The 26239-nt window shown below is 64.8% G+C and carries 22 protein-coding genes and 1 pseudogene; 16 read left to right on the top strand and 7 right to left on the bottom strand.

Going from position 1 to position 26239, the window contains the following annotated elements; genetic code table 11:
• The first annotated feature begins 1 nt into the window (after position 1).
• The 11 genes from QMX81_RS03800 (at position 2) to QMX81_RS03750 (ending at position 15523) form a co-directional block, all read left to right on the top strand.
• Positions 2-3391 carry a UvrD-helicase domain-containing protein gene (locus QMX81_RS03800; RefSeq protein ID WP_282258820.1) on the top strand — a complete coding sequence of 1130 codons (3390 nt, stop codon included), beginning with the start codon at positions 2-4 and terminating at the stop codon, positions 3389-3391.
• Positions 3392-3395: 4 nt separating this feature from the next.
• Positions 3396-4574 carry a DUF6361 family protein gene (locus QMX81_RS03795; protein WP_063987336.1) on the top strand — a complete coding sequence of 393 codons (1179 nt, stop codon included), beginning with the start codon at positions 3396-3398 and terminating at the stop codon, positions 4572-4574.
• Complete coding sequence (locus QMX81_RS03790; protein ID WP_063987330.1) at positions 4564-6420, top strand: phospholipase D family protein; 1857 nt, start codon at positions 4564-4566, stop codon at positions 6418-6420. Before QMX81_RS03795 ends, QMX81_RS03790 begins: the two co-directional genes overlap by 11 nt.
• Positions 6410-9559, top strand: coding sequence for a helicase-related protein (locus tag QMX81_RS03785; protein WP_282258813.1), 3150 nt, complete (start codon positions 6410-6412; stop codon positions 9557-9559). Before QMX81_RS03790 ends, QMX81_RS03785 begins: the two co-directional genes overlap by 11 nt.
• Before the next feature lie 277 nt (positions 9560-9836).
• Complete coding sequence (locus tag QMX81_RS03780; protein ID WP_036288946.1) at positions 9837-10067, top strand: helix-turn-helix domain-containing protein; 231 nt, start codon at positions 9837-9839, stop codon at positions 10065-10067.
• Between the two features lie 379 nt (positions 10068-10446).
• The gene (locus QMX81_RS03775) at positions 10447-11802 is read left to right on the top strand and encodes an IS1380-like element ISKpn23 family transposase (protein ID WP_003168745.1); all 1356 of its coding nucleotides are present in this window, start codon (positions 10447-10449) and stop codon (positions 11800-11802) included.
• Positions 11803-12020: 218 nt separating this feature from the next.
• Positions 12021-12536, top strand: a complete 516-nt coding sequence (locus QMX81_RS03770; protein ID WP_020820341.1) for a glutathione binding-like protein — start codon at positions 12021-12023, stop codon at positions 12534-12536.
• A gap of 21 nt (positions 12537-12557) precedes the next feature.
• Entirely contained in the window at positions 12558-13262 is a 705-nt protein-coding gene (locus QMX81_RS03765) for an SDR family NAD(P)-dependent oxidoreductase (protein ID WP_031286494.1), read from the top strand.
• Between the two features lie 10 nt (positions 13263-13272).
• Positions 13273-13953, top strand: a complete 681-nt coding sequence (locus QMX81_RS03760; protein WP_084511095.1) for a cupin domain-containing protein — start codon at positions 13273-13275, stop codon at positions 13951-13953.
• 85 nt (positions 13954-14038) lie between these two features.
• Positions 14039-14434 (top strand): MAPEG family protein, encoded by a 396-nt coding sequence (locus QMX81_RS03755; RefSeq protein WP_020820344.1) that lies wholly within the window; start codon positions 14039-14041, stop codon positions 14432-14434.
• Between the two features lie 138 nt (positions 14435-14572).
• Entirely contained in the window at positions 14573-15523 is a 951-nt protein-coding gene (locus tag QMX81_RS03750) for a LysR family transcriptional regulator (RefSeq protein ID WP_162693403.1), read from the top strand.
• Here the strand turns inward: QMX81_RS03750 and QMX81_RS03745 are convergent.
• The 4 genes from QMX81_RS03745 to QMX81_RS03730 are packed head-to-tail and all read right to left on the bottom strand — an operon-like array spanning position 15477 to position 19354.
• Entirely contained in the window at positions 15477-15722 is a 246-nt protein-coding gene (locus QMX81_RS03745) for a DUF2274 domain-containing protein (RefSeq protein ID WP_088185013.1), read from the bottom strand. The genes QMX81_RS03750 and QMX81_RS03745 overlap by 47 nt on opposite strands.
• Positions 15719-16891 carry a plasmid partitioning protein RepB C-terminal domain-containing protein gene (locus QMX81_RS03740; protein WP_282258656.1) on the bottom strand — a complete coding sequence of 391 codons (1173 nt, stop codon included), beginning with the start codon at positions 16889-16891 and terminating at the stop codon, positions 15719-15721. Before QMX81_RS03740 ends, QMX81_RS03745 begins: the two co-directional genes overlap by 4 nt.
• The gene (locus tag QMX81_RS03735; RefSeq protein ID WP_205780399.1) at positions 16881-17759 is read right to left on the bottom strand and encodes a plasmid partitioning protein RepB C-terminal domain-containing protein; all 879 of its coding nucleotides are present in this window, start codon (positions 17757-17759) and stop codon (positions 16881-16883) included. Before QMX81_RS03735 ends, QMX81_RS03740 begins: the two co-directional genes overlap by 11 nt.
• A gap of 29 nt (positions 17760-17788) precedes the next feature.
• Positions 17789-19354, bottom strand: a complete 1566-nt coding sequence (locus tag QMX81_RS03730; RefSeq protein ID WP_282258655.1) for a recombinase family protein — start codon at positions 19352-19354, stop codon at positions 17789-17791.
• Between the two features lie 118 nt (positions 19355-19472).
• On the opposite strand from QMX81_RS03730, the gene QMX81_RS03725 reads away from it, so the two are divergent.
• From QMX81_RS03725 to QMX81_RS03710, 4 genes and pseudogenes are all read left to right on the top strand, one after another.
• A complete protein-coding gene (locus tag QMX81_RS03725) occupies positions 19473-20102 on the top strand; it encodes a hypothetical protein (RefSeq protein WP_082911965.1) in 630 nt (209 codons plus the stop codon).
• A gap of 234 nt (positions 20103-20336) precedes the next feature.
• A pseudogene (locus QMX81_RS03720) lies at positions 20337-20516 on the top strand (JAB domain-containing protein); the annotation flags it as partial.
• Between the two features lie 102 nt (positions 20517-20618).
• The gene (argS, locus tag QMX81_RS03715; protein WP_121044099.1) at positions 20619-22307 is read left to right on the top strand and encodes an arginine--tRNA ligase; all 1689 of its coding nucleotides are present in this window, start codon (positions 20619-20621) and stop codon (positions 22305-22307) included.
• Between the two features lie 18 nt (positions 22308-22325).
• Complete coding sequence (locus QMX81_RS03710; protein WP_121044102.1) at positions 22326-23195, top strand: SPOR domain-containing protein; 870 nt, start codon at positions 22326-22328, stop codon at positions 23193-23195.
• A 106-nt stretch (positions 23196-23301) separates the two neighbouring features.
• Here QMX81_RS03710 and QMX81_RS03705 read toward each other — a convergent pair whose 3' ends face one another.
• Entirely contained in the window at positions 23302-24051 is a 750-nt protein-coding gene (locus QMX81_RS03705) for an SDR family NAD(P)-dependent oxidoreductase (RefSeq protein ID WP_121044105.1), read from the bottom strand.
• 97 nt (positions 24052-24148) lie between these two features.
• Positions 24149-24601, bottom strand: a complete 453-nt coding sequence (locus tag QMX81_RS03700) for a hypothetical protein (RefSeq protein WP_121044107.1) — start codon at positions 24599-24601, stop codon at positions 24149-24151.
• A gap of 190 nt (positions 24602-24791) precedes the next feature.
• Here QMX81_RS03700 and QMX81_RS03695 point away from each other — a divergent pair, with 190 nt between their 5' ends.
• Positions 24792-25262 carry a DUF1456 family protein gene (locus QMX81_RS03695; RefSeq protein WP_152152868.1) on the top strand — a complete coding sequence of 157 codons (471 nt, stop codon included), beginning with the start codon at positions 24792-24794 and terminating at the stop codon, positions 25260-25262.
• Here the strand turns inward: QMX81_RS03695 and QMX81_RS03690 are convergent.
• On the bottom strand, positions 25228-26163 hold the full coding sequence (locus QMX81_RS03690) for a LysR family transcriptional regulator (protein ID WP_282258635.1): 936 nt from the start codon (positions 26161-26163) through the stop codon (positions 25228-25230). The two genes, QMX81_RS03695 and QMX81_RS03690, sit on opposite strands and share 35 nt — an antisense overlap.
• Between the last annotated feature and the right edge of the window lie 76 nt (positions 26164-26239).

The raw sequence follows: 26239 nt of genomic DNA, 5'->3' as shown, positions 1-26239 counted from the left end.
CGTGTCCAAGGTGCTGAAGGACGACGGCGCGCGCCGCGATGCGATCAGCCTCCATGATCACTCGATCCTGGTCGAGGCCGGCGCGGGCTCAGGCAAGACCGCCGTCATGGCCGGCCGCATCGCCGCCATGCTGGCCGAAGGCGTCGCGCCGCGCTCCATCGCCGCCGTCACCTTCACCGAACTCGCCGCGAGCGAGTTGCTGTCGCGTGTCCGCGAGTTCGTCGCCGATCTCTCGGCCGGCACGATCGCGACCGAGCTGCGCGTGGCGCTGCCCGATGGGCTGTCCCAAGCCCATCGCGACAATCTCGCCGCCGCCAGCGCCGCGATCGACGAAATCACCTGCTCGACCATCCACGGCTTCTGCCAGCGCCTAATCAAGCCCTATCCGGCGGAGGCCGACATCGATCCCGGCGCCGGCGTCATGGATCGCAACCAGGCCGACCTCACCTTCCTTGAGATTGTCGATGGCTGGCTGCGCGAACGCCTGTCCGGCGGTCAGGGCGGTATCCTGGCCGAGATGGTGCTGCACAGCCCCGGCGAGACCGTGGCGCTCATCCACAAGATCGCCGAGAATCTGCGCCGTCGCCCCACGCTCACGGCCCCGCCCGTCTCTCCGCTTGGCGGCCACCTCACGGCGTTCCGGCAGGCCACGGCGGATTTCGCGAACTTCATGGATGGCACGGCGGCGGCCGAGCCGGAAACGGTGACGATCGTCGAGCAGCTGGCCGAAATGGCGACCGCCGTGGCGAACGGTCCCGATCCCGCGACGCCCGCGGGCCTCGTTCGGCTCCTGACCGCGCGGCCCCACCCGGATCTTTGCACCAAGACCGGCGCCTTCGCCTCCTACCGCAAGAAGGGCAAATGGGCCGCCACGGCCAAACAGGCCGGTCTCTCCAAGGCCGATAGCGACCGGCTGAACGACGCAGCCGAGACCCACTACACCGCCTGTTGCGACGCTTGGGTCGCGTTGGCGCAGGCCGTCGCCGGCCATGCCCTGGCCGCGCTGATCGACGAAGCGCGTCCGATCCTGCAACGCTATCGCGACCACAAGCGCGCCAGCGCCCAGCTCGATTTCGACGATCTGATTTTCGCCGCGCGCGACTTGCTGCGCGACCACGACGCCGTGCGCCAGGCGCTGGGACAGCGTTTCGCCCATGTCCTCGTCGACGAGTTTCAGGACACCGATCCGCTGCAAACCGAAATCTTCTGGCGGCTATGCGGCGAGCCGGTCGATGGCGATGACGACTGGACCCGCTTCCAAATCCGGCCGGGCGCGCTCTTCCTGGTCGGCGACCCCAAGCAGGCGATCTATCGCTTCCGGGGCGCCGACGTCGGCGCCTATGTGCAGGCGCGCGACGCCTTCCGCGCCCAGGACCCCGGCGGCCTTCTCTCGATCTCCACCAACTTCCGCTCCTGCGCCTCGATCCTCACCTTCGTCAACGAGCGCTTCGAGGCCGTGCTCTCGGCCGATGGCCAGCCGGGCTTCACCGCTCTCGACCCGTTCCATGACGATCGGGGCGGCCTGTGCGTGGCGGCTCTCGACATCGCCGTGGCCGACGAAAACGGCAAGGCCAGCGCCGAACAGCAGCGCGACGCCGAAGCCGACGCCATCGCCGAGCTGTGCGCCCGGCTGATCGAAAGCCACCCCATCATCGACCGTCGCAGCGGCGCCGAGCGCCCCTGCCAGCCGGGCGACATCGCCTTGCTGGCGCCAACCGGCGCGGAGCTGTGGCGCTATGAGGAAGCCTTGGAACGCCGCGGCATCCCCGTGGCGACCCAAGCCGGCAAGGGACTGTTCCGCCGCCAGGAGGTGCAGGATCTGATCGCGCTGACCCGCGTTCTGGCCGACCGCCGCGACACGCTCGCGCTCGGCGCGCTGCTGCGCGGGCCTCTGGTCGGACTCACCGAAGAAGACCTGCTGAACATCATCTGGGGACTTCCGCGCTCGGAGGAACAGCCGGATCGGATTCCGCGCCTGGATCTCAGCATCGACCCTGCCGTCATCGCGCACCCACTCGCGCGCGACGTCATCGAGCGGCTGCAATCGCTCTCCCGGCGCGGCAACAGCACGACCCCGCACGAGCTGCTCTCGCAGGCCGTGGACGTGTTGCGCGTCCGTCCGCTCCTCCTCGAGCGCCATCGTGGCCAGGCCGAGCGCGTGCTCGCCAATCTCGATCTCTATCTCAGCCTGTCGACCGGCTACGCCGTGCGCGGTTTGCGCGCCTTCGCCGAGGCGATGACAGCGGCGTGGTCCGACGAGGCCCGCGCCGTCGAGGGACGGCCCGACGCCCAGGAGGAAGCGGTCGCGCTCTTCACCATGCACGCGGCCAAGGGGCTGGAATGGCCGATCGTCATTCCGGTCAACACCATGACCGGCGTCATGGCGCCCGACAGCGCCGTGATCGACCGCCAGACCGAGACCTTCTATTGCCCGGTCCTGGGCGTCGTGCCCGAGGGCTACGAAACCGCGCGCCAGGCGGAAAAGGAGGAGCTGGACCGCGAACGCATCCGACTCTGGTATGTCGCAGCCACCCGCGCCCGCGAACTCCTCGTCTTGCCCCGGCTCGACGCCACGCCGTCGAAATCGGCCTGGATCGGTCTCGTCGATCTGTCGCTCGCCGACCTGCCCGCCCTGGACGTCTCTCACTTGCCTGCCGGTCTCACGACCGCAGGTGCGGGCGCGGGCAACACCCAGACGCGCGCGAGCTTCGCCGCCGAAGCCGAAGCCATCGCGGCCGCGCAGACGCGGTTGACCTGGCTCGCGCCCAGCCGTGACGAAAACGCCACCGGGACCGTGCTGCGGGAAGAAGAAGCCGCGCTCTGGACGGGATCGGCCGACGATCAGCCCCCCGAGCTGGAAGCCGCCGTCCTCGTGCAGGGGGGCCGCGAGCGCGGGCTGATCCTCCACAAGCTCATGGAAGAGGTGCTGACCGGCGAAATCCCCGAAGCGGAAGCCGCCCTGACCGAACGGGCTGGCCACCTCATCCGAGCCCTCGGGCAGTCTCCGGTCGCCGACCCGGCCACGGGGCTGTCGGCGCAGGAACTGGCGGCCTGTGTGGTCCGGACCCTGGCTCTGCCTGACATCGCGGCCCTACGGCCGGGTCTTCTGGCCGAATTTCCCGTCTATTCCGCACAGGCGGCCGACGGCGTGGAAACCGCAACGGCCGGGATCGCCGATGCCCTGACCCTGACGGCCGAGGGCCGCCCCGCCGTCGTCGTGGACTGGAAAAGCGATGTGACGCCGGCAACGGGAACGCTCGATCACTATCGCGCGCAGGTGCGGGCCTATCTCGACATGACCGGCGCCGAGCGCGGACTGATCGTGCTGATGACCTCCGGCGCCGTCATTCCCGTCCTGCCGACGAAGCCGACCGAAAGCGAGGCGGCCTGAGTCCATGTCGTCTCTTGCCTGGATCGATTTCGATGAAGCCGAGCGGCAGCGCGCGCAGCGCATCATGGCGCTCTTTCAGGAGCGCGAGACCCGCGACGAGCTGGGGCTGGGGGCGATCCGGGATTCCATCGCCGATCACCTCTTTCCGGGCACGAGCACGATCCAGACGCGCCTGCGATACATGCTGTTCATTCCCTGGCTCTATCGGGCGCTGGAAAAGCGCGAAGTCCCCGAAGCGCAGCTCCGCACCGAGGCGCGCGACACCGAAATCCGGCTTGCCGACGCCCTGAAAGCCGGCGGTGAGTCCAACGGCATCATCGGCCGGGATGCAGGACCACGGCTCCAGCGGTTGCCGAGTTCCGTCTATTGGGCTGGCCTGGGCGCGTGGGGCATCCGGGTCTTTCCGGGCTCGCTCGACAGTCTGTTCGTCGCCTTGCGGGGCCGTGGCCGGTCGCGCGGCGCATCCAGCGGCGAAGACGCTCTGGCCGGCGCCCAGACGCCCGCCGTCTGGAATCCGGCCTTGCCCCAGATGCCCGGCGACCTGCTTGAGCACGCCGTCTTCCGCCTGACCACCGACGAGGCGCAATTCCTCATCGACCGCCTGATCGCCAGCCAGCCCACCGCACTGCTCACGATGCTGGCGCGCGAAGGCATCGACGCGGACTGCGACTATATCTGGACGCACCCCCATCTGTCGGCGTTTCCATCCGCAGCGCGCCGCCTCGTCCAGCATGGGGAAATCTTCTCCCATGTGATGCACGGCGCCGCGCTGCTCTATAACCTCGCGCTCAGCGAGCTGCGCCAGCGCGACGACTGGATCGAGGACTATCGCGCTCGGCTTGAAGCCTGGAGCGACGAACTCGATACCGGCGCCGTCCGCGCGTGGTCGCTCGATGATTTCTGGAATGTCGTGGAGCACCCGGCGCACGCCGTCCGACCGGCCGCCAAGCGGTTCGTGAGCGAGTGGCGCGATCTGGTTCTAGCCGGGACGGAGCAGGTAATCTCGGCGCCCGCGGCGCAGCGGCTCGTCGAGGAGCGCGAACGCCGGCTCAAGACCAGCCAGTCCCGCTACGCCAATCACGCCGTCCGCGACCGCTGGACCGGCGCATCGGGCGCCGACCGCCTCAGCTTCCGCTGGGCGCAGGCCAAATCCCACCTGCGGGATCTCGCCCATGCTGAATAGGCGCAGCCTCGATCCCGAACAGCGAACGCTCTACGGCGCCAATCTTCAGCCGCCGGCGGGCTATGTCTTCGACGCGGCGGTCGCCACGACCTTCTCGCTCGACTTCGAGACCGCGCTCGCCGTGCCGGTCAGTCTGGCGCTCTTCGCCGCCGAGAACCGCGACGAAATTCTCTCTCATCCTCTGGCGCTACTGGAAGGCGCCGAGCGCATCGCCGGCCGCCTCGTCGTCTTCACCGACGCCGGCCATATCCAGGCGAGCGCCCGGCCGCATTCCCGCCTTTGCTCGCTGCTCGAACGCATCATCGTCGAGGTCGCCGCCCCTCAAGGCGGGGCTTTCCATCCCAAGATGTGGGCGCTGCGCTTCACGCCATTGCGGCCCGAAGACCCCGCCCGCCTGCGTCTGCTCGTTCTCTCCAGAAACCTGACGCGCGATCGCTCATGGGACATCGCCGCCACCCTCGACGGCGTGATCACCAAGCAGCCCAAAGCCGTCAATCGCCCGGTCGCCGACTTCCTTCGCCAGCTCCCCGACCTCGCGACCGTCGGCGTTCCCGACGGAACGAAGACGCTTGTCGATGACCTGGCCGAAGACATGCGCCGCGCCGAATGGAGCCTGCCCGAACCGTTCCAGAGCGTCTCCTTCGCCGTTAACGGCCTCGGCGGAAAGCCATGGCGCCCGGAACCCTGCGTTCGGCTGGGCGTGGTGTCGCCCTTCTGCGACGATCAAACCTTGTCGATGCTCGCCGGCCTGGCCAGCGCCGAAAAGCCCATCTTCATCGGGCGATCCGACGAACTCGCCCAGGTGCCCGGCGCCACGCTCGATGGCTTTGCCCGCGTGGCCGTGCTCGAGGAAATGGCGGCCACGGAAGATGGCGAGGAGGAGGACGCAGCGGCCCTACAAGGGCTCCATGCCAAGGCGTTCATCGCCGAACGCGGCTGGGACACCGCGATCACGGTCGGCTCGGGAAACGCCACGCGGCCGGCGCTGCTGACCGGCAGCAATGTCGAGATCTTCACCACCCTGACCGGGAAGCGATCACGGGTCGGCAGCGTCGAGGAAATCCTCGGCGACAAGGGGTTTGGCCGGCTGACGCGGCCGTTCGTCCGCGACGAGACGGGAGCCGCCGATGCCGCGCAACGAGCCGCCGAGGCTCGTTTGGATCGGGCACGGCGCGAGATTTGCCGCAGCGGCCTCACGCTCCGTTGCGAGCGCGGCGAGCACGCCGCCGATGGCGCGCCGGTCTGGCGGGTCTGGCTGATCCCGTCCAAACCGCTGCCCCTTACCGGGCTCGGTGCGCTGCGAGTTTGGCCGATCACGCGGGGCGAAGGACATGCGCGCGATCTGCTGGAGCCGCTCCGGCAGGGACAGCCCGCCGACCTTGGCGCAATGCCCTTGGTCGACCTTACCCGGTTCCTCGCCTGTCACCTGACGGACGAGACGGAAGACGTCTCGATCCTGTTCAGCACCGGGCTCATGATGGAGGGGCTGCCCGCAGAGCGCCACGCCGCCATCCTGCGCTGGGTGATCGACAGCAAGGACGCCTTCTTCCGCTATCTCCGCCTGCTCCTCTCCGAATTAGGCGATCCCTTCGCCGCCGCCCTCGCGGCGCAGGACGGGTCAGGTCAGGGCGCTTGGCGCGCGGCAAGCGACGACGCGCCCATCCTCGAGGAGATGGTTCGGGCCTTCTGCCGGGGCGGAGACCAGCTTCGCGCCATCGAACGGCTGATCGCACGCTTGGAAACCGGCGACGGTGACGATACCGATCCGATTCCGGCCGAGTTCCGCGCACTCTGGAATACATTCCGAATTGCGCTCGCCACGCAGGATGCCGCGCATGCCGAATGAACGGTTTCGCGCCGACGCGGCGCTCGCTCCCCTCAAGGTCTTTCAGCGGCGCACCGTCGACTACGTCTTCGATCGGCTCTACGGCCAGGACGATCCTGTCCGCCAGTTCCTGGTCGCCGACGAAGTCGGCCTCGGCAAGACGATGGTGGCGCGCGGGGTCATCGCCCGCATGATCGAACACCTGTGGGACAGCACCAAGCGGATCGACATCCTCTACATCTGCTCGAACCAGGCGATCGCCGCCCAGAACCTCAACCGGCTGAACGTCCTCGGGCGGCGCGAGCTGGCCCTGCCGACCCGCATGACGCTCGTTCCCCTGCAACTGCGCGACCAGGCGGGCCTCGACGCCAACAGGGTGAACTTCATCAGCCTGACGCCGGGCACGACCTTCGATCTGCGCTCCGCGACGGGCGTGACGCAGGAGCGCGCCTTGCTGTTCCATCTCCTGCGCGACCTCGTTACGCGCCCGCGCGGCCTGCACAATCTGTTGCAGGTCACGGCCGGCGTCGAGGGTTGGAACCGCGCCGTGGACAACCTCACCCTCGAAGGCGTCGACAAGCGCATCATCGAGCATTTCCGCCGCGACGTGCAGGCGGATCGCGACATCTTCGAGGAACTCGAACGGATTTGCGAACTCTTCCCGCGCCGCCGGGACACCTATCCCGCAGAAATGACACAGCCCCGCAACAGCCTGGTCGCCCGGCTCCGCGCCAAGCTGTCCCACGCCTGCGTGGATGCGCTGCAACCCGACCTCATCATCATGGACGAGTTCCAGCGGTTTCGGGATCTGCTGCATGGCGACAGCGACGCGGCGATCCTCGCGCGCGAACTGTTCGACTACTCGGGAGGCGACGGGCACGCCGCCCGCACCTTGCTGCTCTCCGCCACACCCTACCGAATGCTCACGCTCGCCGGCGACGAGCCCGACGAAGGCGACCACTATCAGGACTTCCTTGAGACTCTGAGTTTCCTCTACGGCCGGGAAAAGGGGCCGGAGGTGGCAGCCACGCTGGCGCGTGAAATGCGCGCCTTCCGCGGCCTCTTGCATGCCCTGCCACAGTCACATGCCTCAGCGGTCGAGACCCGCCAGACCATCGAACGGCGCCTGCGCCGTGTGATCGCCCGAACCGAGCGGGTCGCATCCACGGTCGAGCGCGACTCCATGATGAGCGAGCCTCCCATCACGGTCTCGATCGCGCCCGCCGACCTCGCGCAGGCATCCGCCGTTTCTCAGGTGGCGCGCACGCTCGATGCGCCGGAAATCATCGAATACTGGAAGTCTTCGCCCTATCTGCTCAATTTTATGCGCCACTACAGCCTGAAGCGGCTGCTGGAAGACCAGATCGACGCGCCTTCGGCCGTGCTCCGCACCGCAATCCAGGCGGCTCGACCGGCCATGCTCGATCACGACGCCATCGACACCTATGCGCCGCTTGACCCGGCTAACGGTCGCATGCGCGCGATCATGGACGACATCTTCGGCCAGCATCTGGAACAGAACCTCTGGATACCCGCCGCCATGCCCTATTACGGCGAGGCGCGAGCCGGGGCGCCGCTGACCAAGGCGCTGATATTTTCGTCCTGGTCCATGGTGCCCGATGCGATCGCAGCCCTGCTGTCCTACGAAGCCGAACGGCGCATGGGCGTCGGCGAATCCGGCCGGCGCTATTTCGAGCAGCATCGCCTGCGTCCCTTGCAGTTCCGGCAGGATCATGGCCGGCTCGCGGGTCTGCGCGCGCTGCTGCTGATCTATCCCTCGCCGGCGCTGGCCGAGCTGGCCGATCCGCTGGCGGTGTTCAGCGAGACGGGGGTCGCCTTGTCGCTGGAGGGAATGCGCTCCGCTGTGGGCGACCGCCTCAAGCCCGCCCTCGGTGCTTTGAAGGAAGGCGCGGTGTCGCATCAGGACGCGCACAGCGCCGAGTGGGCCGCCCCAGCCGTGATCGATGACCTGCTGGGCGCGCGATCCCGCGCCTGGCTGGAAGCGACCCACGGCATGCGCGCCCTGGCGAGCGAAGACGCCTTCCACGATCATATCACCGAACTGGCGGCAGCGGTGAAGACGCACGACATCGGCGCTTTGTCCGACGATCTTTCGGACCTGCTGGTTGACGTCGCGCTCGGCAGTCCGGCCGTCTGCGCGCTTCGCGCCCTCAAGCGGATCGCGCCCGAGCTGGCGTGGGATGACCCACGCTTGCTCAGCGCCGCCGCTGAAGTCGCCTGGTCGTTCCGGGCGCTGTTCAATCAGCATGACGCGGTCGCCTTGCTGAGACGGGATACCGACGATCACTACTGGCGCCGCGTGCTGGCCTATTGCGCCCAGCACAACCTACAGGCCGTCCTGGACGAATACGCACATTACCTCGTCGATGCCGAAGGTCTCGGCGCCTACCCAGCCTACGACCGCGCAATCGGTGTCGCTCGCGCCATGGCCCAGGCCCTCGCTATCCGCCCGTCGCAGATCGACGTCGATGACGTGCAAGTCGATGGAGAGTCCCTCGCCATCAGCAAGTTCCAGATGCGCGGACGCTTCGCGATGCGGCTCGCCGACTACAAGGACGAAGACGGCGCCGTCGCGCGGCTCGGAGGCGTGCGTGACGCCTTCAACTCACCGTTCCGGCCGTTCGTTCTCGCCACCACGTCAGTCGGCCAGGAAGGGCTGGACTTCCATCCCTATTGCTATCGCGTCTATCACTGGAACTTGCCGGGCAACCCGGTGGACCTCGAGCAGCGCGAAGGCCGCGTCCACCGCTTCAAGGGCCATGCCGTGCGCCTCAATCTGGCCGAACGCCAGGCCGCGGTCGTCAGGGGCCGTGGGCAGGCTCCTGACGATCCGTGGAAGCTGATGTTCGAGCACGCGCGATCCGAGGCGGCGGTCGACACCGATCTCATCCCCTATTGGATCTACGAAGGTTCCGTGCGCGTCGAACGGCGCGTGCCGATGCTGCCGTTCAGTCGGGAAGTCACGCGACTCGCCTGGCTCAAACGCAGCCTCACGGTCTATCGACTGGCCTTCGGTCAACCGCGGCAGGACGATCTGCTCGACTACCTGCAAACCCTGGCCGGCGACGGCATGGACTCCAACCTGCTTACAGACCTGCAAATTCGGCTTGAGCCAGAGGTGTTCGACAGGTCAGCGTGATGACCTCACCGCGCCTGGCTCCAAATGCCCTTTGCGAGCGGGAAGACCACTCCGCATCCCCGCCTATTTATATCCCCCACCATCCGCCTTCCCTACGCCTGACGATTGATACTTCCCTGGCCACTTCCGCGCGCTCATGTTCGGTCGTGCAGGAGCGTGCGCCATCGAGGCTCGGCCAGCGTGTCGGTGCCTCTGAATGACCAACGCATTGCGAAATGCGTCTCGCGCTCGACCATCAACGATTATCAGCGGCAGGTCTCCTGCCGAAGGAGGGCGTATGTCAGAGACCACATTCCTCACGCCGGAAGAGGTGGCCGAACGCTATCGTGGCAGCGTTTCGGTCGGCACCCTTCGGAACTGGCGTGCGATGAAGATCGGGCCGTCGTTCGTAAAAATCGGCAAAGCGGTGCTCTACCGGATCGACGAGCTTGAGGCGTGGGACGACAGGAATCGTGTGCAGTGCCGCGCCCCGAAGCGAATTGAGCAAAGCGCCATGGATCGAGCTTGATCGCTCAGCACAAATGGCGGGCGCGCCGGTTGGCGCTCCCGACGCGCCCGCCCGCCTTCGGTTCATGCGAGGCGAACCGCCCCTCATGCGGCTGGACCATATGACGGCCAGCCTGGTGGGCCTCATGCGGGTTCGCCGCCATTCCCACCGCCATGCTTGATCCGCCCCACGGTGCGGCTTCTCCTATGGTCCCCGCGCTTATCGGGTCCGGGTCCCCATATCTGACTCAGTCGCTCGGCGTTTCCGCAATCGGGCCGAGCGTGTCGATCTCGGCGATCTTCTGAACCCACATTCCCCAAGTAAATCGCTGATTTTGCTGTCAGGATCTCAATATTTCCGATATAAATCATGGTGTTGATGGCCGTGAGGGGCGCGTTTGATGGATCACCCAGAGGGTGCGGGTTCGAAGCGGGCAGATCGGGTCGAGTTCGACCGCCGGGTGCATGTGGAGTTCCGAGGTGCGCAGCTCAGTTCCGACGGCGGCCTGCTGGTGATGCGCGAGCTGGATGACGCGCTCGGGCTGTCCGATCTGGCGGCAAAAGCATTGCGCGACACCCGGCGCGGCAAGAACACGGTCCACCGGCTTGACGGGTTGTTCCGGCAATCGGTGTTCGGGCGACTGGCCGGATACGAGGATGTGAACGACGCCGACCGCCTGGCCCTCGATCCGGTGATGCGCCAGGTCGTGGGTGGAAGGGCTGTCGATGCGCAAGCGGCCTCGGCCTCGCAGATGGGACGGTTCGAGACCGAGACACTGGCACAGCCCGAGAACCGTGCCGCGCTGGCCGACCTGAATGGCCAATGGATCGACCGGTTCCATGACCGTAACGGGCTGAAGTACATCGTTCTGGACATGGACAGTTCGGTCAGCCCCACCCATGGCGATCAGGAGGGCGCGGCCTGGAACGGGCATTTCGACTGCACCTGCTATCACCCGAACTTTTTGTTCAACCAGTTCGGCATGCTGGAGCGCTGCGCCTTGCGCCATGGCAACGTCCACAGCGCCGATGGCTGGCGGGACGTTCTCGACCCCGTCATCGCCCGCTACGCGGAGCGCGACCTTTGCGGCCGGTTCTTCCGGGCTGACGCCGCCTACGCGATCCCCGCGATCTATGAGCGGCTGGAAGAAGCCCGATTCTTCTACGCCATCCGGCTGCCTGCGAACAACGTCCTGCGCGAGAAGATCGCGCATCGGCTGACGCGCCCTGTCGGGCGACCTTCGCTGACCAAGGTCAAGCGCTTCTACGAAGACTTCGAGTATCAGGCGGCATCCTGGGACAAGGAACGCCGGGTGATCGCCAAGATCGAATGGCATCCGGGCGAACTGTTCCCGCGTGTCGGCTTCATCGTCACCAACCTGCCGATGGAGCCCGACTGGGTGGTGCGGTTCTATAACCAGCGCGGCACCGCCGAGCAGCACATCAAGGAAGGTAAATATGCCTTCCACTGGACGCGGCTGTCATGCCGGAAGTTCCGCGACAATGAGGTGCGACTGCAACTGCATGCGCTGGCCTACAACCTGGCCATCTTCTTGCGCTGCATCGAGTTGCCCGAGACGATGGCCGACTGGTCGTTGACCAGCCTGCAACTGAAGCTGATCAAGATCGGGGCACGTGTCGTCCGCCATGCCCGCGCCATCACCTTCCAGCTGGCCGAGGTGGCCGTCACCGGTCCGATGGTCCGCGCCATCCTCGCCGCCATCCGCCGATTGCGAGCGCCTCCGCTATGCGCATGACCGCCATCCACGCCCAAACTGAACGAAAACGGCAGGATGGGTCTGTCCGCTGCGCTGAAAAACACCGCCACCAGGGCACAACACGGCGGCTTCGCGGGCCGATCTGCCCTGTCTCAGCGCCTTGCGCGCCCGACGACGCCGCTCGGGACGGAAAATGATTGTCCTGCGGTCGGATTCAGGCGAAACTCACGTCAGACGGCATGCCACTTGGGGAATGTATGTTCAAAGGCGAGCAGTACAGTGAGGACTTCACCAAGCTCAATCCGCTCAAAGCCGTACCCTGCCTCGAGCTCGACGACGGCGCGGTCATATCTGAGGCTGTTGCGATTGCCCGTTACTTCGAGGCTACGCAGCCTGAGCCGTCTTTGCTTGGCAAAACACCGAAAGACCAGGCTTTGGTCGCGATGTGGCAACGGCGGGTCGAAGAAGGCCTGATCGGGGCGGCCACGACCTTTTTCCATCACGCCACTGACGGTTTGGGCGAGGCGGATCGCTATCGCAATAAAGAATGGGGCGAGGCGAACAAACCTCGCGTTGAAGAGACCATGCGCTGGTTGGACCAAGAGCTGGAGGGACGGGACTTCGTCGCTGGCGACACGTTCACCTTTGCCGACATTACGGCGCTCTGCGGTGTCGATTTTGCGGGTCTGTTTGGCATTTCGATCCCGGCTGACTGCACGCGTCTCGCGGCGTGGCACGCGCGCGTCTCTGAACGTCCGAGCGCCAAGGCCTGAAACTGATCAAGGAGAAATAACATGAACGATTCACAACAAAAGAAATCTGCGATCATTGCCGGTATGGCGCCGGGCTTTGGAGCAGCGATTGCAAAGACGCTGATCGCGGATGGCTACAACGTGTACGGCCTATCCCGGAAAAGCAGCCTTGAGGGAGAAGACCTCGGCGCGTCTTACACCCACCTGCCTTGCGACTTGAGCGATCAGGCGCGTGTCGAAAAGGCGATTGAGCTGATTGACGGGCAGGATGGCCCTGCAACGGTGCTGATCTACAACGCGATGCAGCTCATCCCGAAACCCTTTCTGGAACTGACACCAGAGGAGTTCCAGGCGTCTTGGGTGTCGACCTGCTTCGGTGCAATGATCACGGCGCGGGCCGTGCTGCCCGGCATGGTTTCTGCAGGTAGCGGCACAGTGATCTTCACCGGCGCAACAGCGGCTCTCAAAGGCAATCCGCGCTTTGCAGCCTTCGCATCAGCGAAGTTCGCGCTGCGTGGCCTGGCACAGTCCCTTGCCCGCGAATTTGGCCCGCAAGGGATTCACGTCGTGCATTCCGTGCTCGATGGCATCATCTGGGGACCCCAAGCCCAGGAACGCTTCAACATCAAGGAAGAAGATTGTCTCGACGCTGACGCGATCGCGACGGCCTATCTGCAGCTGGTCAATCAATCCCCCAAAGCCTGGACACATGAATTCGACATGCGCCCTGCGACTGAGAAATTCTGAGGACTTCATCATGACGTACAGTGTACCAGAGAGTGTAAACACTGATCTTTCTCAACCGGCCATCGTTCATTCTGCTGAACAAGAGTGGTCGCCTTCTCCGACAGCCGGGGTTGACCGCCGTTTTCTGGAACGCGACGGGGCCGAAGTTGCCCGGGCAAGCTCGGTGGTCCGCTATGCGCCGGGAAGTGCGTTTCCGGAACACACCCATGACATGGGCGAAGAATATCTGGTTCTTGAAGGCGTGTTTTCTGATGGCGACGGAGATTTCCGCACCGGGTGTTACGTGCGCAACCCTCCGGGCAGCAAGCACGCGCCCTTCACGAAGGATGGATGCACAATTTTTGTGAAGCTGCGCCAGTTCCAAGAAGATGATCGCCAGACCGTCCACAAGCATATTGATGACCTCGCATATGAGCCAACCGGAACGGACGGTCTGACCCGCGCGCAGCTCCATCGGGATGCGTCCGAGACGGTCGTTTCAGAGAGGCTTGCGCCAGGAACCAATTGGGCTGACCGCGGCGATCTTTCCGGCGAAGAGATTTTCGTCATCGAAGGGGAGCTGCTTTACGGCGACACCCTATGCGGCGCGGGCACATGGCTGCGGTTCCCGGCTGGGGAAGAATTGCCCATCCAATCCCCGTCAGGCTGTCGCATCTGGGCCAAGCGGGGCCACTTGGGGCATCTCACCTGATCGGCCGAATAACACGCCGCCCTGAAAGCGGGTTGCTAGAGCGACCCGCATTTCAGGCTGATCTCGTCATCGAAAGGAAACAATAATGACTGAAATCCACTGGATGGCCGCAACTGGCCTCATGACCGCCCTGTTTTGGATGGTCTATGTCTTGAACCGCTTTGCCGTAATCGGGATACCAGCATCGCTGGGAAATCCGAACCCTGAGCATAAGCCCTTGTCGGACTGGGCGCAGCGCGCGACGGCGGCCCATCAAAACGCGATGGAAAACTTTCCGATCTTCGCGGCTCTGGTGTTGGGAGTCGTCGCCCTGAATTTGTCCTCCAGCCTCACGATCACACTCAGCATGCTCTACTTCTTCGCCCGTCTGGCGCACTTTGTCGTCTACACGCTGGGTATCCCGGTCGCTCGGACATTGACCTTCGCCCTTGGGTGGGTCGTCCAAGTGGTGCTGGCCTTGGTCATCCTCGGGGTCGTTTGATCGTGGCAGCGAAACTCAGAGCGCGCGCCACTCGCTCCGGTGACGTGGCGCATCTCCTAGCTAGAGTCGTCGCGTCCTGCCACCCTCCCCAGTCGTGCAGCAACGGGGTGGAGTTAGTATTTGTTGCGGGATTGCATCGTGTCTCGACGCCTTAAATTAGGTGCAGGGGAACCGAGTTCTGGCATACCTCTTTGTATATCTGACTTGCAGTGTTTTCTGTCTGTCTGCGAGGCAGGTAGCATTCGCAAAGCGGCAGAGGCTATTGGCGTTGGCCAACCGTCTTTGAGCAGACGCATTCAGAAATTGGAGGAAATGCTTGGGTTGTCGCTCTTTGAAAGGCGTACGACAGGAGTGCGCCTGACGCCTTTTGGATGGCGTTTTATGTCACAATCCCGGATGCTTGTTGCCGGGGTTCAGGACGCTTTAGAATCCGCCTCTATGGCTGGGACTGCTATGACTGGAAAACTGGACGTTGGCATTGCAGCCTGCCTTTCCGGCGGACCCGTGCGAAACCTGTTTTCGGCTTTTATCGAAGCCCATTGCGATGTCGCCATTCAGGTGATTGGAGCGTCCAGCAACGAACTCTCCACTCTATTGAACCAACGCCTCGTCGACGCAATCATCACTTCACGTGCGCCAAAGCCAAGTGTCGAAGACAGTGTTTTACTTTCGCGCGAGCGGATGCTTCTTGCGGTCTCGACGGACCACGAATGGTCTGAACGTCATCAAATACTCTGGGAAGAGTTGAATGAGGCTTCTGATGTTCTTTGGGTGACGGAGCCATTTACGGCTTTCGATACACACAGGCTAGGGCACACTGCGGCTTTCGCAAAATCAGAACTCGTTCACCGAAATCGGCTGAGTCGCGAAGAGATCATGGGTTTGGTCGGTCTGGGGTTGGGCATCACATTTGTCTACGAGCACTGTAGAGGGATTACCTACCCTAATGTCACCTATGTTCCCATTGGGGGTGATGGTGAGCCAACTTCTTTTTCTCTGACATGGCTTCCAGAAAACGATAACCCGGCCCTTCGACGATTCATCAGTCTGGCGAAGATCGAAGCAAAGACGAACGGTTCTCTTTCTTGAGCTTCGCGAACCCGCGATCGGTCTTCATGAAACGCTCCAGCATGGGCGCGATGAGCTTGGCCGGTTCGAGTTTGCCCCCGTTCTCAGCCGCAAGAATCTCCGCATAAGCTGTCAGATCCCGATGCACCTGCGCTGGTAGCTCGATCGTCAGCTTGACGGGCTTGTCGTCGCGAATGTCGCCTAGCTTCAGCTTGCTCATCGGGCATCTCCTTGCGGTTCGAGGATTAGATCGCGCGTCACCATCACGCGTACCGGAAATCCTGGCCGGATCGTAAGTGTCGGCGGAATCTGAAGCTGGCGCTGGACGATGGCCTCGCCGGCGCGTCCGATCGTGTCCTGCGTGCCGTCTCTGATTGCCTCGGCGATCTCGTCGCCGCCATCTTCGCCGGTCTCAAGCCCAATATTGAGGATGGTCGCCAGACCCGCCGCGCGGAATAGTTGGCCCCAGTGATTGTCGACACCGTCTTCGAGCCCGGCGTATCCGGCCTGAAACTCGCTGAGATAGTCCTGCTGATGGGTCGCCAACCAACGGACCACGCGATTGTTCGCAAGGAGCTTGGCGACGTATCCACGCGCGACGGTCAAATGCAGATTGTCGATGCCGTAGGTTTCCTCGACCGACTTGACCTGCGTCTGGAGCGCCGCCAGTTCCCGCTCCATCCGGGCGATCTGTTGACCCGAGGGCGTCGGCTTGCCGCCGCCCTTTCCCCTCTTGGTGGCGGCAAGCTGGTTTTCGGATGTCGCCGCGCGCAACGCGCGGGCAAACATGACCGTGAAATTGTTCTGGCCGATCATCAGATCGGCGGCTTCGATCTGCCGCACGGCCGTCATCTGACGCAGAATGTCGAACACCTTCATCGAGCAAGGCGTGTCTTTCAGCATCTCGGCCGCCTCGGGGCTGATCCCTTCCAGCAGCCGGAAACGCCGCAGCACTGACTCGACCTGGAGGTTCAGGGCCGCGGCGATGTCGGCGGATGACACGCCTCGATCCATCGCGCGCGCAATCATCCGGTGCTCCTGGATCGGCGGGATGCGGTTGACGCGCTTGTTGTAGGTATAGGTGTCGTCGTCAGAGGCGAGCAGGCACTCCACCTCAACGATGCCGAGTTCCTTCAGCGCTTCCAGCCGAAGGTGGCCATCCAGGAGAAACCAGGTTCCGGGGTTCTTTTCATCCGCCATAACGACGGGCGCTTCGATCAGACCGATCGCCTTGATGGAACTTAGAACCTGCGAATAGGACCGGCTCGCCTTGGCGCCGTTCGGCAACGTCTTGAGCGGAACGATCGCCGCGACAGGAATTGTCAGGAAGTCTCGGTCGAAGGCGAGATGAATACGCCCATCCTCCCGTCCCCTCGGTTCATCTGCCATGATCGCCTCCCGAAACGCGGACTTTGAGCGCCCGAGGCATGGTCGCCAGCCCTTCCGCTCTCAGCAGATTGATGAAGCCGTCGTTGGCGAGCAGATCCTTCAGCGCCTCGACGACGAACAGCAGGCGGGTCTGCGTGAAATCCGACTTCTTGACGAGCAGGCGCTGCTTTTCCGCTTCACGTTGATAGACCTGCATGAGATCGGCGGCGGTCATTCGGCGGACCCCGGTGCCTTTCCGACCCAACCGCCCGGCAGGCAAACCTCCCTTGCGCTGGCTTCGCATCCGCATGTCGAGCAGGCGGCGGACGGCGGCCAGCTTCTTGCCCCTGAGCTTGCCGGTCTCATAGGCGTCAAGGAGCAGATTCTGTGCCTCTTCCGTCTCCGACTTGGAAATCTCCATCGCCAAGGTGATCGGAATGAGCCCGGTTTCGACCGCGGCCACCAACCGTTCCTCGCCGCGCTCAAGAAGCGAAGCGATCATATTCACCCAGGACGCCCCGACGCCGATCTTCTCGGCGATCTCGGCATCGCTATAGCCGCGAGACCTCAGAGCGCCGATCTCTTTCATGACGTCTATGGGCCGTGGGGTGCGCCGCGCGATATTCTCGACCAGGCTCATCACGAGGCACTCGCTCTCGCTGGCCTCGATCACCACGGCCGGAATCTCCGTCTGACCCAGCATCTGGAAGGCTTCCAGCCGGCCTTCGCCACAGACGAGATCGTATCTCGGCCCCCCGGCGCCATCACGGCGGCTCACCGTGATCGGACGCTTCAGGCCGATGGCCTCAATGTTGTTCACGATCTCCCGGTGCTGACGCTTGTTGCGCGCGCGTGGATTCAGAACGGTGATCCGGGAGATCGGGATCATTTCGACCCTGTTCGGACGGACGGCAGGCATCAAGCGGCCTCCCCAAGAGGAATGGGCGTGGCAATGTCGTAGAGAAGCTCGAGGCCGTCGAAGCGATAAGCGTCGAGCCCGAGCGTATTCTCCTCTCCCAGCCGCAGCTTTTCGGAGAGCATGTCGATACGCGGGAACAGGTAGTAGTCGAACGGCGCGCGATTGGCGCTGTCCATTCGCACGACGATAGTGATGTCGGGCGCGAGCGAGGTGTCGAAGCGCAGATGCCACCGCAGCAGCCCGGTCGGCGTCTCGACGCACCGGGCTACCACCACCGAGAGGCTGAACTCGCCGTTGACGATCACCCGGTCGGTCTGAAGATCCTGCCAGGCGTCGCTACCCGCAGCCCGCAATCCGTCGAGCACCTCGCGGACGATTTCGGGATGGAGCTTACGCAGCTCGCGGTTGATTTCGACATATCGGTAGTCGCGATCCGGCGTGAAGCCCACGAGGCCGTAGGCGCGAAGCAGGCTGCCAAAGCGAGAGCTATAGGCGCTACTGGATGGCATCTCCTCGCATTCGTCGATGACGATGCCGGACAGCAAACCCCTCTGTTGGTAGAGCTTCCTCAGAGATTGGAGCATCTCCTCGTCACTCAAACGGAAGGAGCGCGCGCTGATGATGGTCTTGGCCGCCTCGAACAATTCCCGTTCGACGACGGCCACGAAGGCGTCCGGCGACCTGATCCACATCTCGGGATCGTTCTGGACGCGCTTTTTCTTCAGCTTGAAGGAGCGACGATTCCATACGTTGTCGCCGACGTATTTCTCGTTGATCAGAATCTGATGGACCGTTCCCCTGGTCCAGGGTCGTCCAAGATCGGTCGGTAGGCCCCGTTGGTTGAGATCGGCAGCGATCTCCCGCTCGCTGTATCCCTGATGGACGAAGGCTTGGTAGATGCCGCGCACCAGATCGACTTCTTCCGCCGGGCCAAGCGTCAGGATCACCCGATCGGTCTGGATGCTCTTGTGCTCCCCACGGCCCAGAACCCCTTTGATGACGCCATGCTCGTCGATCAGGGTTCGGCGGAGACCGAAGCCGGCGGGTCCGCCCTGACGGTAGCCCTTCTCGATCAGCCGGCCCTGGCCCGCAAAGACCTTGGTCGATAGCTCGCGGCTATACTCGCCGGCCATCGCACGCTTGACGCCTTTAACGATGGTCGAGATCGGGCTGCCATCGTTGTCGAATTGCTCCGCGCAATACTCGACGGCGATGCCGGCGCGTCGGCAGATATACTCGTAATAGGCGCTCTCGTCGGCATCCTGAAAACGCCCCCAGCGGCTGACGTCATAGACGAGAACCAAGGTGAAATCGGTGTTCCCGGACTGCACGTCCTCGATGAGCTGTCTGAGCGCGTCGCGTCCCTCAATCTTGAGGCCGCTTTTCCCCGCATCGGCATAGGTTCTGACGATCTCTATTCCGCGGGCTTCAGCATACTGCTTGATCGCGTCGGACTGGTTTTCGGTCGAATATTTTTGATGGTCCGTGGACATGCGGACGTATTCGGCAGCCCGAAGAGGACGTTCAGGCTGCCCTGACCGATCATCGTAAAGTCGCTGGCCCATCACATTACGCCCTCCCGAAATTGCCTGCGGCGGTCCGGGCGACCTACCGCCGCAGCGCATGACGGGCCTCTGCCGCCACTCCGCACGGAAACCAGTTTAGCTGCGGAGAAAACGGAAGATGTTGCCGAAAACGGGCAGGAAATTTCCCCTATGGACAGGCGTTCTTGGCGGACGTGACACCTACGCGCAGACCATCGCCGAGCTGCTGCGCAAAGAGCATGGAGACAGCCGCCGTGCGATCAAGCAGCTCATGCGTCAGACGGATGCGAGCGAGAGGACCGTGAAGCATTGGCTCTCAGCGCAGCACGGGCCGGATACGGTGTATTTCCTGCGCCTGGTGGTTTCGTCGCCCGTCATCAGGGCCTTTGTTCTCGGCCTGCTCGAAGGCCCGGCGGCGATCCCGTTGACCGGCCCGGTGGATCGCATATCGCTTGCCAGAGCCCGTGAAGCCTATGCGGCCGGCGAAGCCGCTGGCGGACGTTCAGCAACGGGTGCGCGAGAATATGACCCTGAACGTGTCCCTGAACGTGACCCTATAAATGTCCCTGATCGGGCAGAGATCAATGAGCGACAACGCTGGTTTCTGAGCCGAGTCGTCGAGGGTCGATGCGACGCTAGGGAGATCGCAGCTGTTTGGGACGTCAGTCTGAAAACCGCGCGACGGGACATCGCCGCGCTCAAGGCGGCAGATCTCATATGCTATGTTGGATCACGGAGGAAAGGGCGGTATCGCAAGACGACTGGATAGCCGGAATGCCAGCTCGTGGATGCCCCGAGGGGCTCCGCCGAATCGGTGGGCTTGAATTGTGAGGCGGAAAGGATGAAGTTCGGTGCCGTGCGTGACGCGAACTCGCTGAGCGCGCTGATGATCGCCCGTGACGATCACGATAGCGCATTAAGTGCAGCTCCCAAACCCCGGCACCACCTTCAGGGGTTCTTCAAAAAAATCATTGAATATCAAAATGATAATGAACTCCGTGGGATGAGCCACAACCACCCCTCCGGCAGTGCCGAGCCCTCGTTGGAGGACCGCCGGATCACCGCGCTGCTGCAGCAGGCCTTGGCCCTGGTGGATATCCGTCTGCTTGACCATGTCGTGATCGGCGACGGGGCACCGGTATCGATGGCCGCGCGCGGCTGGATGGGCCCCGGAACCACCTGAGCCGGGGTGGGAAACGGCGCCGCTCGGCCCCGGTTCAATGGATCGGGGTGGCTTCTGGGCTAAAATTGCCGATTCCGCCGCTCCAGTCCCAAAGCAGGCCTTGTGAAAAATCTCCTCCGCGCCCTGATCAGCCAAGGCATCGAAGCCTTGCGCGCCAACGGCACTCTGCCGGCCGATACCCTGACCCCGGAATTCGTGGTCGAACGCCCGAAGACCCGTGAGCACGGCGATTTCGCCACCAATGCCGCGATGCTGCTGGCCAAGCCGGCGCGCAGCAATCCGCGCGCCCTGGCCCAGGCGCTGCTCGATGCCCTGCCCAAGAGCAATGATGTGCTGCGCGTCGAGATCGCCGGGCCGGGCTTCATCAATTTCCACCTCGCCCCCAGCGCCTACCAGCGCGAAGCGGCCAGCGTGCTCAAGGAAGGCGCCGATTACGGCCACAACCTGAGCGGCAACGGCCGCACCGTGGGCGTGGAATACGTGTCGGCCAACCCGACCGGTCCGCTGCATGTCGGCCACGGCCGCGCGGCGGCGATCGGTGACTGCCTGGCGCGCCTGCTGGAAGTGAACGGCTGGAACGCCAAGCGCGAGTTCTACTACAACGACGCCGGCGTGCAGATCGAAAACCTGGCGCTGTCCACCCAGGCGCGTGCGAAGGGCCTCAAGCCCGACGACGCCGGCTGGCCGGAAGCCGGCTATCGCGGCGATTACATCGAGGATGTGGCCAAGGCCTACCTGGCCGGCGCCACGGTGGAGCTGGAAGGCCACTCGGTGGTCGGCGAGCGCGACCCGGACAACCTCGATGCGATCCGTCGCTTCGCGGTGGCCTACCTGCGCAACGAGCAGAACCAGGACCTGGCCGCGTTCGGCGTGGATTTCGACATCTACTTCCTGGAAAGCTCGCTGTACAAGGACGGCAAGGTCGAAGAGACCGTCGCCCAGCTCAACGCGGCCGGCCATACGTATGAGGAAGGCGGCGCGCTGTGGCTGCGCTCGACCGACTTCGGTGACGACAAGGACCGCGTGATGCGCAAGTCCGACGGCACCTATACCTACTTCCTGCCGGATGTGGCCTACCACCTCTCCAAGTGGCAGCGCGGCTACGAGCGCGCGATCACCGAGCTGGGCGCGGACCATCACGGTTCGCTGGCGCGCGTGCGTGCCGGCCTGCAGGCGCTCGACGTCGGCATCCCGAAGGGCTGGCCGGAATACGTGCTGCACCAGATGGTGACGGTGATGCGCGGCGGCGAGGAAGTGAAGCTGTCCAAGCGGGCCGGCAGCTACCTGACCCTGCGCGACCTGATCGAAGAAGCCGGCCGCGATGCCACCCGCTGGTTCCTGATCGCGCGCAAACCCGATTCGCAGCTGACCTTCGATATCGATCTGGCCCGCCAGCAGAGCAACGACAACCCGGTGTTCTACGTGCAGTACGCGCATGCCCGGGTGTGCAGCCTGCTGCGCCAGGCGCAGGAGAAGAAGCTGAGCTACACGCCGGCCGAAGGTCTGACCGGCCTGTCGTCACTGGGCGATGAGGCATCGCTGTGGCTGATGGTGGAAATGTCGCGCTTCCCGGAAGTCGTCGAAGCGGCCGGCCTGGCGCTGGAACCGCACCTGATCGCGCAGTACCTGCGTGAATTGGCGCACGCCTTCCACACGTGGTATCACGGCACGCAGGTACTGGTAGCCGACGAAAGCGAACGCAACGCCAAGCTGACGCTGGCCTGCGCCGCGCGCCAGGTCCTGGCCAATGGTCTGAACATCCTGGGCGTTTCCGCCCCGGAAAAAATGTAAGCAGTGGAGAAGCAGTAAATGGCAGCACGACGCGGCAAGAGCCAGGCACGGCGCAACAGCAACCAGGGCACCCCGGGATGGGTGTGGCTGGTCGCGGGTGTGGCGATTGCGGCCGTGGTGTTCCTGGCGGCACCGAACCTGTTCAAGAACGACGGTGATGGCTTCCTGCGGGTCGGCCCGCAGCCGGACCCGAACGCCCAGCCGGCCCCGGTGAGCGATGCCGATACCGACGTCGGCACCGAGCTGCCCAAGCCCGGCGCCGCCAAGCCCGCCGAACCGGCCAAGCCGGCGGCGACGCAGTACGACTTCTACACCCTGCTGCCCGGCAAGGAAGTGGAAATGTCCGATGCCGAGCTGGCGGCCAGCGCACGCGCCGAAGATCAGCGCCGTGCCAAGGCCGATGCGCAGCGCGCGCAGGCGGCGCTGGAAGGCCGTCCGTTGCCGCCCGCACCGGCGCCGACCAGCACCGCCGCGACCACCACGCCTGCGCCGGTCAGTACCGCTGCGTTGCCGGCGCCGGTGAATGAACGTCCGGCTGCCACGCCGGCACCGGCGGCATCGGCCCCGGCCACGGTGGCCACCGCGCCGAAGCCGGATGCACCTGCGGCGACCGCCCCGGCTGCCGCCGCTGCCGCCGCCGATCCGGCCGCGGGCAACGTGCGTTACATCCTGCAGGCCGGCGCCTTCGGTGCCTCCGGTGATGCGGAAGCGACCAAGGCCAAGCTGGCGATGATCGGCCTGGCTGCACGCGTGGAATCTGCCCAGATCAACGGCAAGACGGTGTACCGCGTGCGCATGGGGCCGTATGGCAGCGCGGGCGAGCTGGCCGAAGCCAAGCAGAAGCTGGATGGGACCGGGCTTCAAGCTATGGCGATCAAAGCGCAGTAGCCGCGCTGCGACGTATACAGGAACGCCGGGCATTGCCCGGCGTTTTTTTTGATCGCCCAGAGCAGCCGACCAACGGTCGGCTCTACCGGGTGGCGGTCCGGTTGGATCAGTCGCGCGCGACCTGGAACCCGGCGAACGACTGGCTGACCGGCATCACTTCGAGGCGATTGATGTTCAGGTGCGCCGGCAGCGAGGCGACCCAGAAGATCTGCTCGGCGATGTCATCGGCGGTCATCGGGTTGGCACCGGTGTAGAGCTTGTCCGAGGCCGCCTGGTCGCCATGGGTGCGGACCACGGTGAACTCGGTTTCGGCCATGCCCGGCTCGATCGTGGTCACGCGCACGCCGCTGCCGTGCAGGTCCGAGCGCAGCCCCAGCGAGAACTGGCTGACGAAGGCCTTGGTGCCGCCGTAGGCGTTGCCGCCCGGGTACGGGTACACGCCGGCGACCGAGCTGATGTTGATGATCGCGCCCTTGCGTGCGACCAGCTGTGGCAACAGGCGATGGGTCAGCGTCACCAGGGCGGTGACGTTGGTGTCGATCATGGTGCGCCAGTCTTCCAGCGAGGCGCTCTGGGCCGGGGCGGTGCCCTGGGCCAGGCCGGCGTTGTTGACCAGCAGGTCGATGTCGGCGAAGCCGGCCGGCAGGGCGGCCAGGGCCGCTTCCATTGCCGCGCTGTCGCGCACGTCGAACACCGCCGCGTGCACGCGCTCGGGACCGTAGGCATCGACCAGCGGCTGCAGGCGCTCGGCACGGCGCCCGGTGGCGATCACGCGCCAGCCGGCCTGGGCGAAACGGTGGACAGCGGCGGCGCCAAAGCCGGAGGTGGCGCCGGTAATCAGAGCGGTACGGGTCATCGAGGTACTCCGTGGAGATCCCGACCATTTTCGCACCGATGCCCGCCCGGTGCAGAGCCGGGCGCTGCTCCGCTGACTGCCGCTACGGGGCGTCGCGTCAGCGGATGCGGAACACCCGTGCCTTGGGCAGGTCTTCATCCACCTGCAGGAACCAGCGGCCGGCAATGCCCGGCACCACGACAATCCCGGGGTTGCTGCGGGCGGTCTTGAGCGTCATCTCGCCCTTGAGCACCTGCCACTGCTGGCCGTTGTCGAGGGTGAACACGGTGCCGGGAGCCCAGCCGCTCACCTGGCCGGTGACCTTGGCGGTGATGGGGCCATCGTCCAGCCCGGGGAACATCGGGGCCGGCGTCGGCACACCCGGGCCTGCGGCAGGTCCTGCCGCGGCGGCCACCGGTGCCGGGGCATCGGCCTCGGCCTGGCGCAGCAGGCGGTTCAGCGTCTGCAGCTGGGCCGGGGTCAGCCCGACCTCGGCCAGCGCCTGCGGATCCAGCCGCTGCTCCAGCGCCACATACGGAACCTGCGCGCCCGCCTGGCCCGCCAGCAACATGCCTACACACCCGAGTACCTGCCACCTGCGCATTGCCTGCTCCACTGCCTGTCGATGCCTGATCGCGGCACTGTGCTTCACTTTCATGGCAGCCAGATGACAGCGACCACCGGTCGCAGCCGGCGGCGCGCCCGGCACGGGGTAAAATGGCCGCCAGCCGCGCAGCCGCGCCGGCGGTATTGGACGTCCCATGATCAACAACGATGTACTGCGCAGCATCCGCTACATGCTCGACCTCAGCGACGGCATGATCGCCGACACCTGTGCCCTGGCCGATCCGGCCTTCGTGGTCGACAAGGCCGATGTGGCCGGCTGGCTGCGCAAGGAAGACGAAGAAGGCTTCGTGCCCTGCGACGACCGCACCCTGGCGCATTTCCTGGATGGCCTGATCGTGCATTTCCGTGGCCGCGACGAGAGCCAGCCGGTGCGCCCGGTGGAAAAGCGCATCACCAACAACCTGGTGCTGAAGAAGCTGCGCGTCGCCTTCCAGCTGAAGGACGTGGACATGCACGACGTGTTCGACGCCGCGGGGTTCTCGGTCTCCAAGCCGGAACTGTCCGCACTGTTCCGCCAGCCGGACCACAAGAACTACCGCGCCTGCGGTGACCAGATGCTGCGCAATTTCCTCAAGGGCCTGACCCTGCGCGTGCGCGCCGCCTGAGTGAGGCCTTGGTGCGTGGCTCCGGTGCCGGGGCCACGTGCTGCAGCAGCGCCTCCATGAAGGCCCGCGCCGCCGGCGTGGGCAGGTGTGACCAGACCGCATGTACGCGCCGCGTCGGTGCGCCCTGGATCGCCACACAGGCAACATCGCTGAAGCCGGCCGCGATGGCCTGCGGCACGATGCCCACTGCCAGGCCCTGCTGTACGAAGCGCTCCACCAGCGCCATGTGATTGATCTCGAACGGTACCCGGTGCGGCAGCCCCGCGGCGGCGAAGGCTTCATCGGTCTGCCTGCGCGCACCACTCCCATGCGCGAAATCCACCAGTGGCAACTCGGCCAGTGTCGCCAGCGAGAGCCGTTTACGCCTCGCCAAAGGGTGGTCCGGAGGCAGCACGGCGACCATCGATTCCTCGGCCAGCAATCGGTGCTGGGTGCCCTCGATCGGGGTGCCCGGCGACAGCCCGACCAGCGCCACATCCAGCCGCCGCTCGCGCACATCGGCCATCAGCACTTCGCTCTTGTCCATGCGCAGGCGGAACTCGACCTGCGGATAGCGCCGGTGAAAGGCCGCCAGGCAAGCGACCAGATCCACCGCGGTCAACGAGGTGATCTGGCCGATGTGCAGGATGCCGCGCACCTGGCCACCGACGGCGGCAACGTCATCGCGCAGATGCCGCAGCGAGGCGAGCACCTCGCGTGCGTGCGTCAAGAGTGCTTCACCGGCGGGCGTTACCCTGACCTGACGCGGCAGGCGCTCGAACAGCGTGGCCTGCAGTTCGTCTTCAAGATGGGCGATCTGGTGGCTCAGCGCCGACTGCACGACGTGGCAGCGCTGGGCGGCACGGGTGAAGTTGCCTTCTTCGGCCAGCGCCACCGCGAACTCGAGTTGCTTGAGGTTCATCGTGCCATCTCATTTTCAGATGCATTGGATGATAACTATTCATTTCCCTCATTTGCCGATCGGGCGGACACTGGCG

Origin of the sequence: Stenotrophomonas sp. PS02301, from assembly GCF_029959485.1 — a bacterium.
In the GTDB taxonomy this organism is placed as follows: domain Bacteria; phylum Pseudomonadota; class Gammaproteobacteria; order Xanthomonadales; family Xanthomonadaceae; genus Stenotrophomonas; species Stenotrophomonas maltophilia_Z.
Note: the sequence above shows the minus strand (reverse complement) of the source record. Positions and strands in the feature narration are given on the sequence as shown.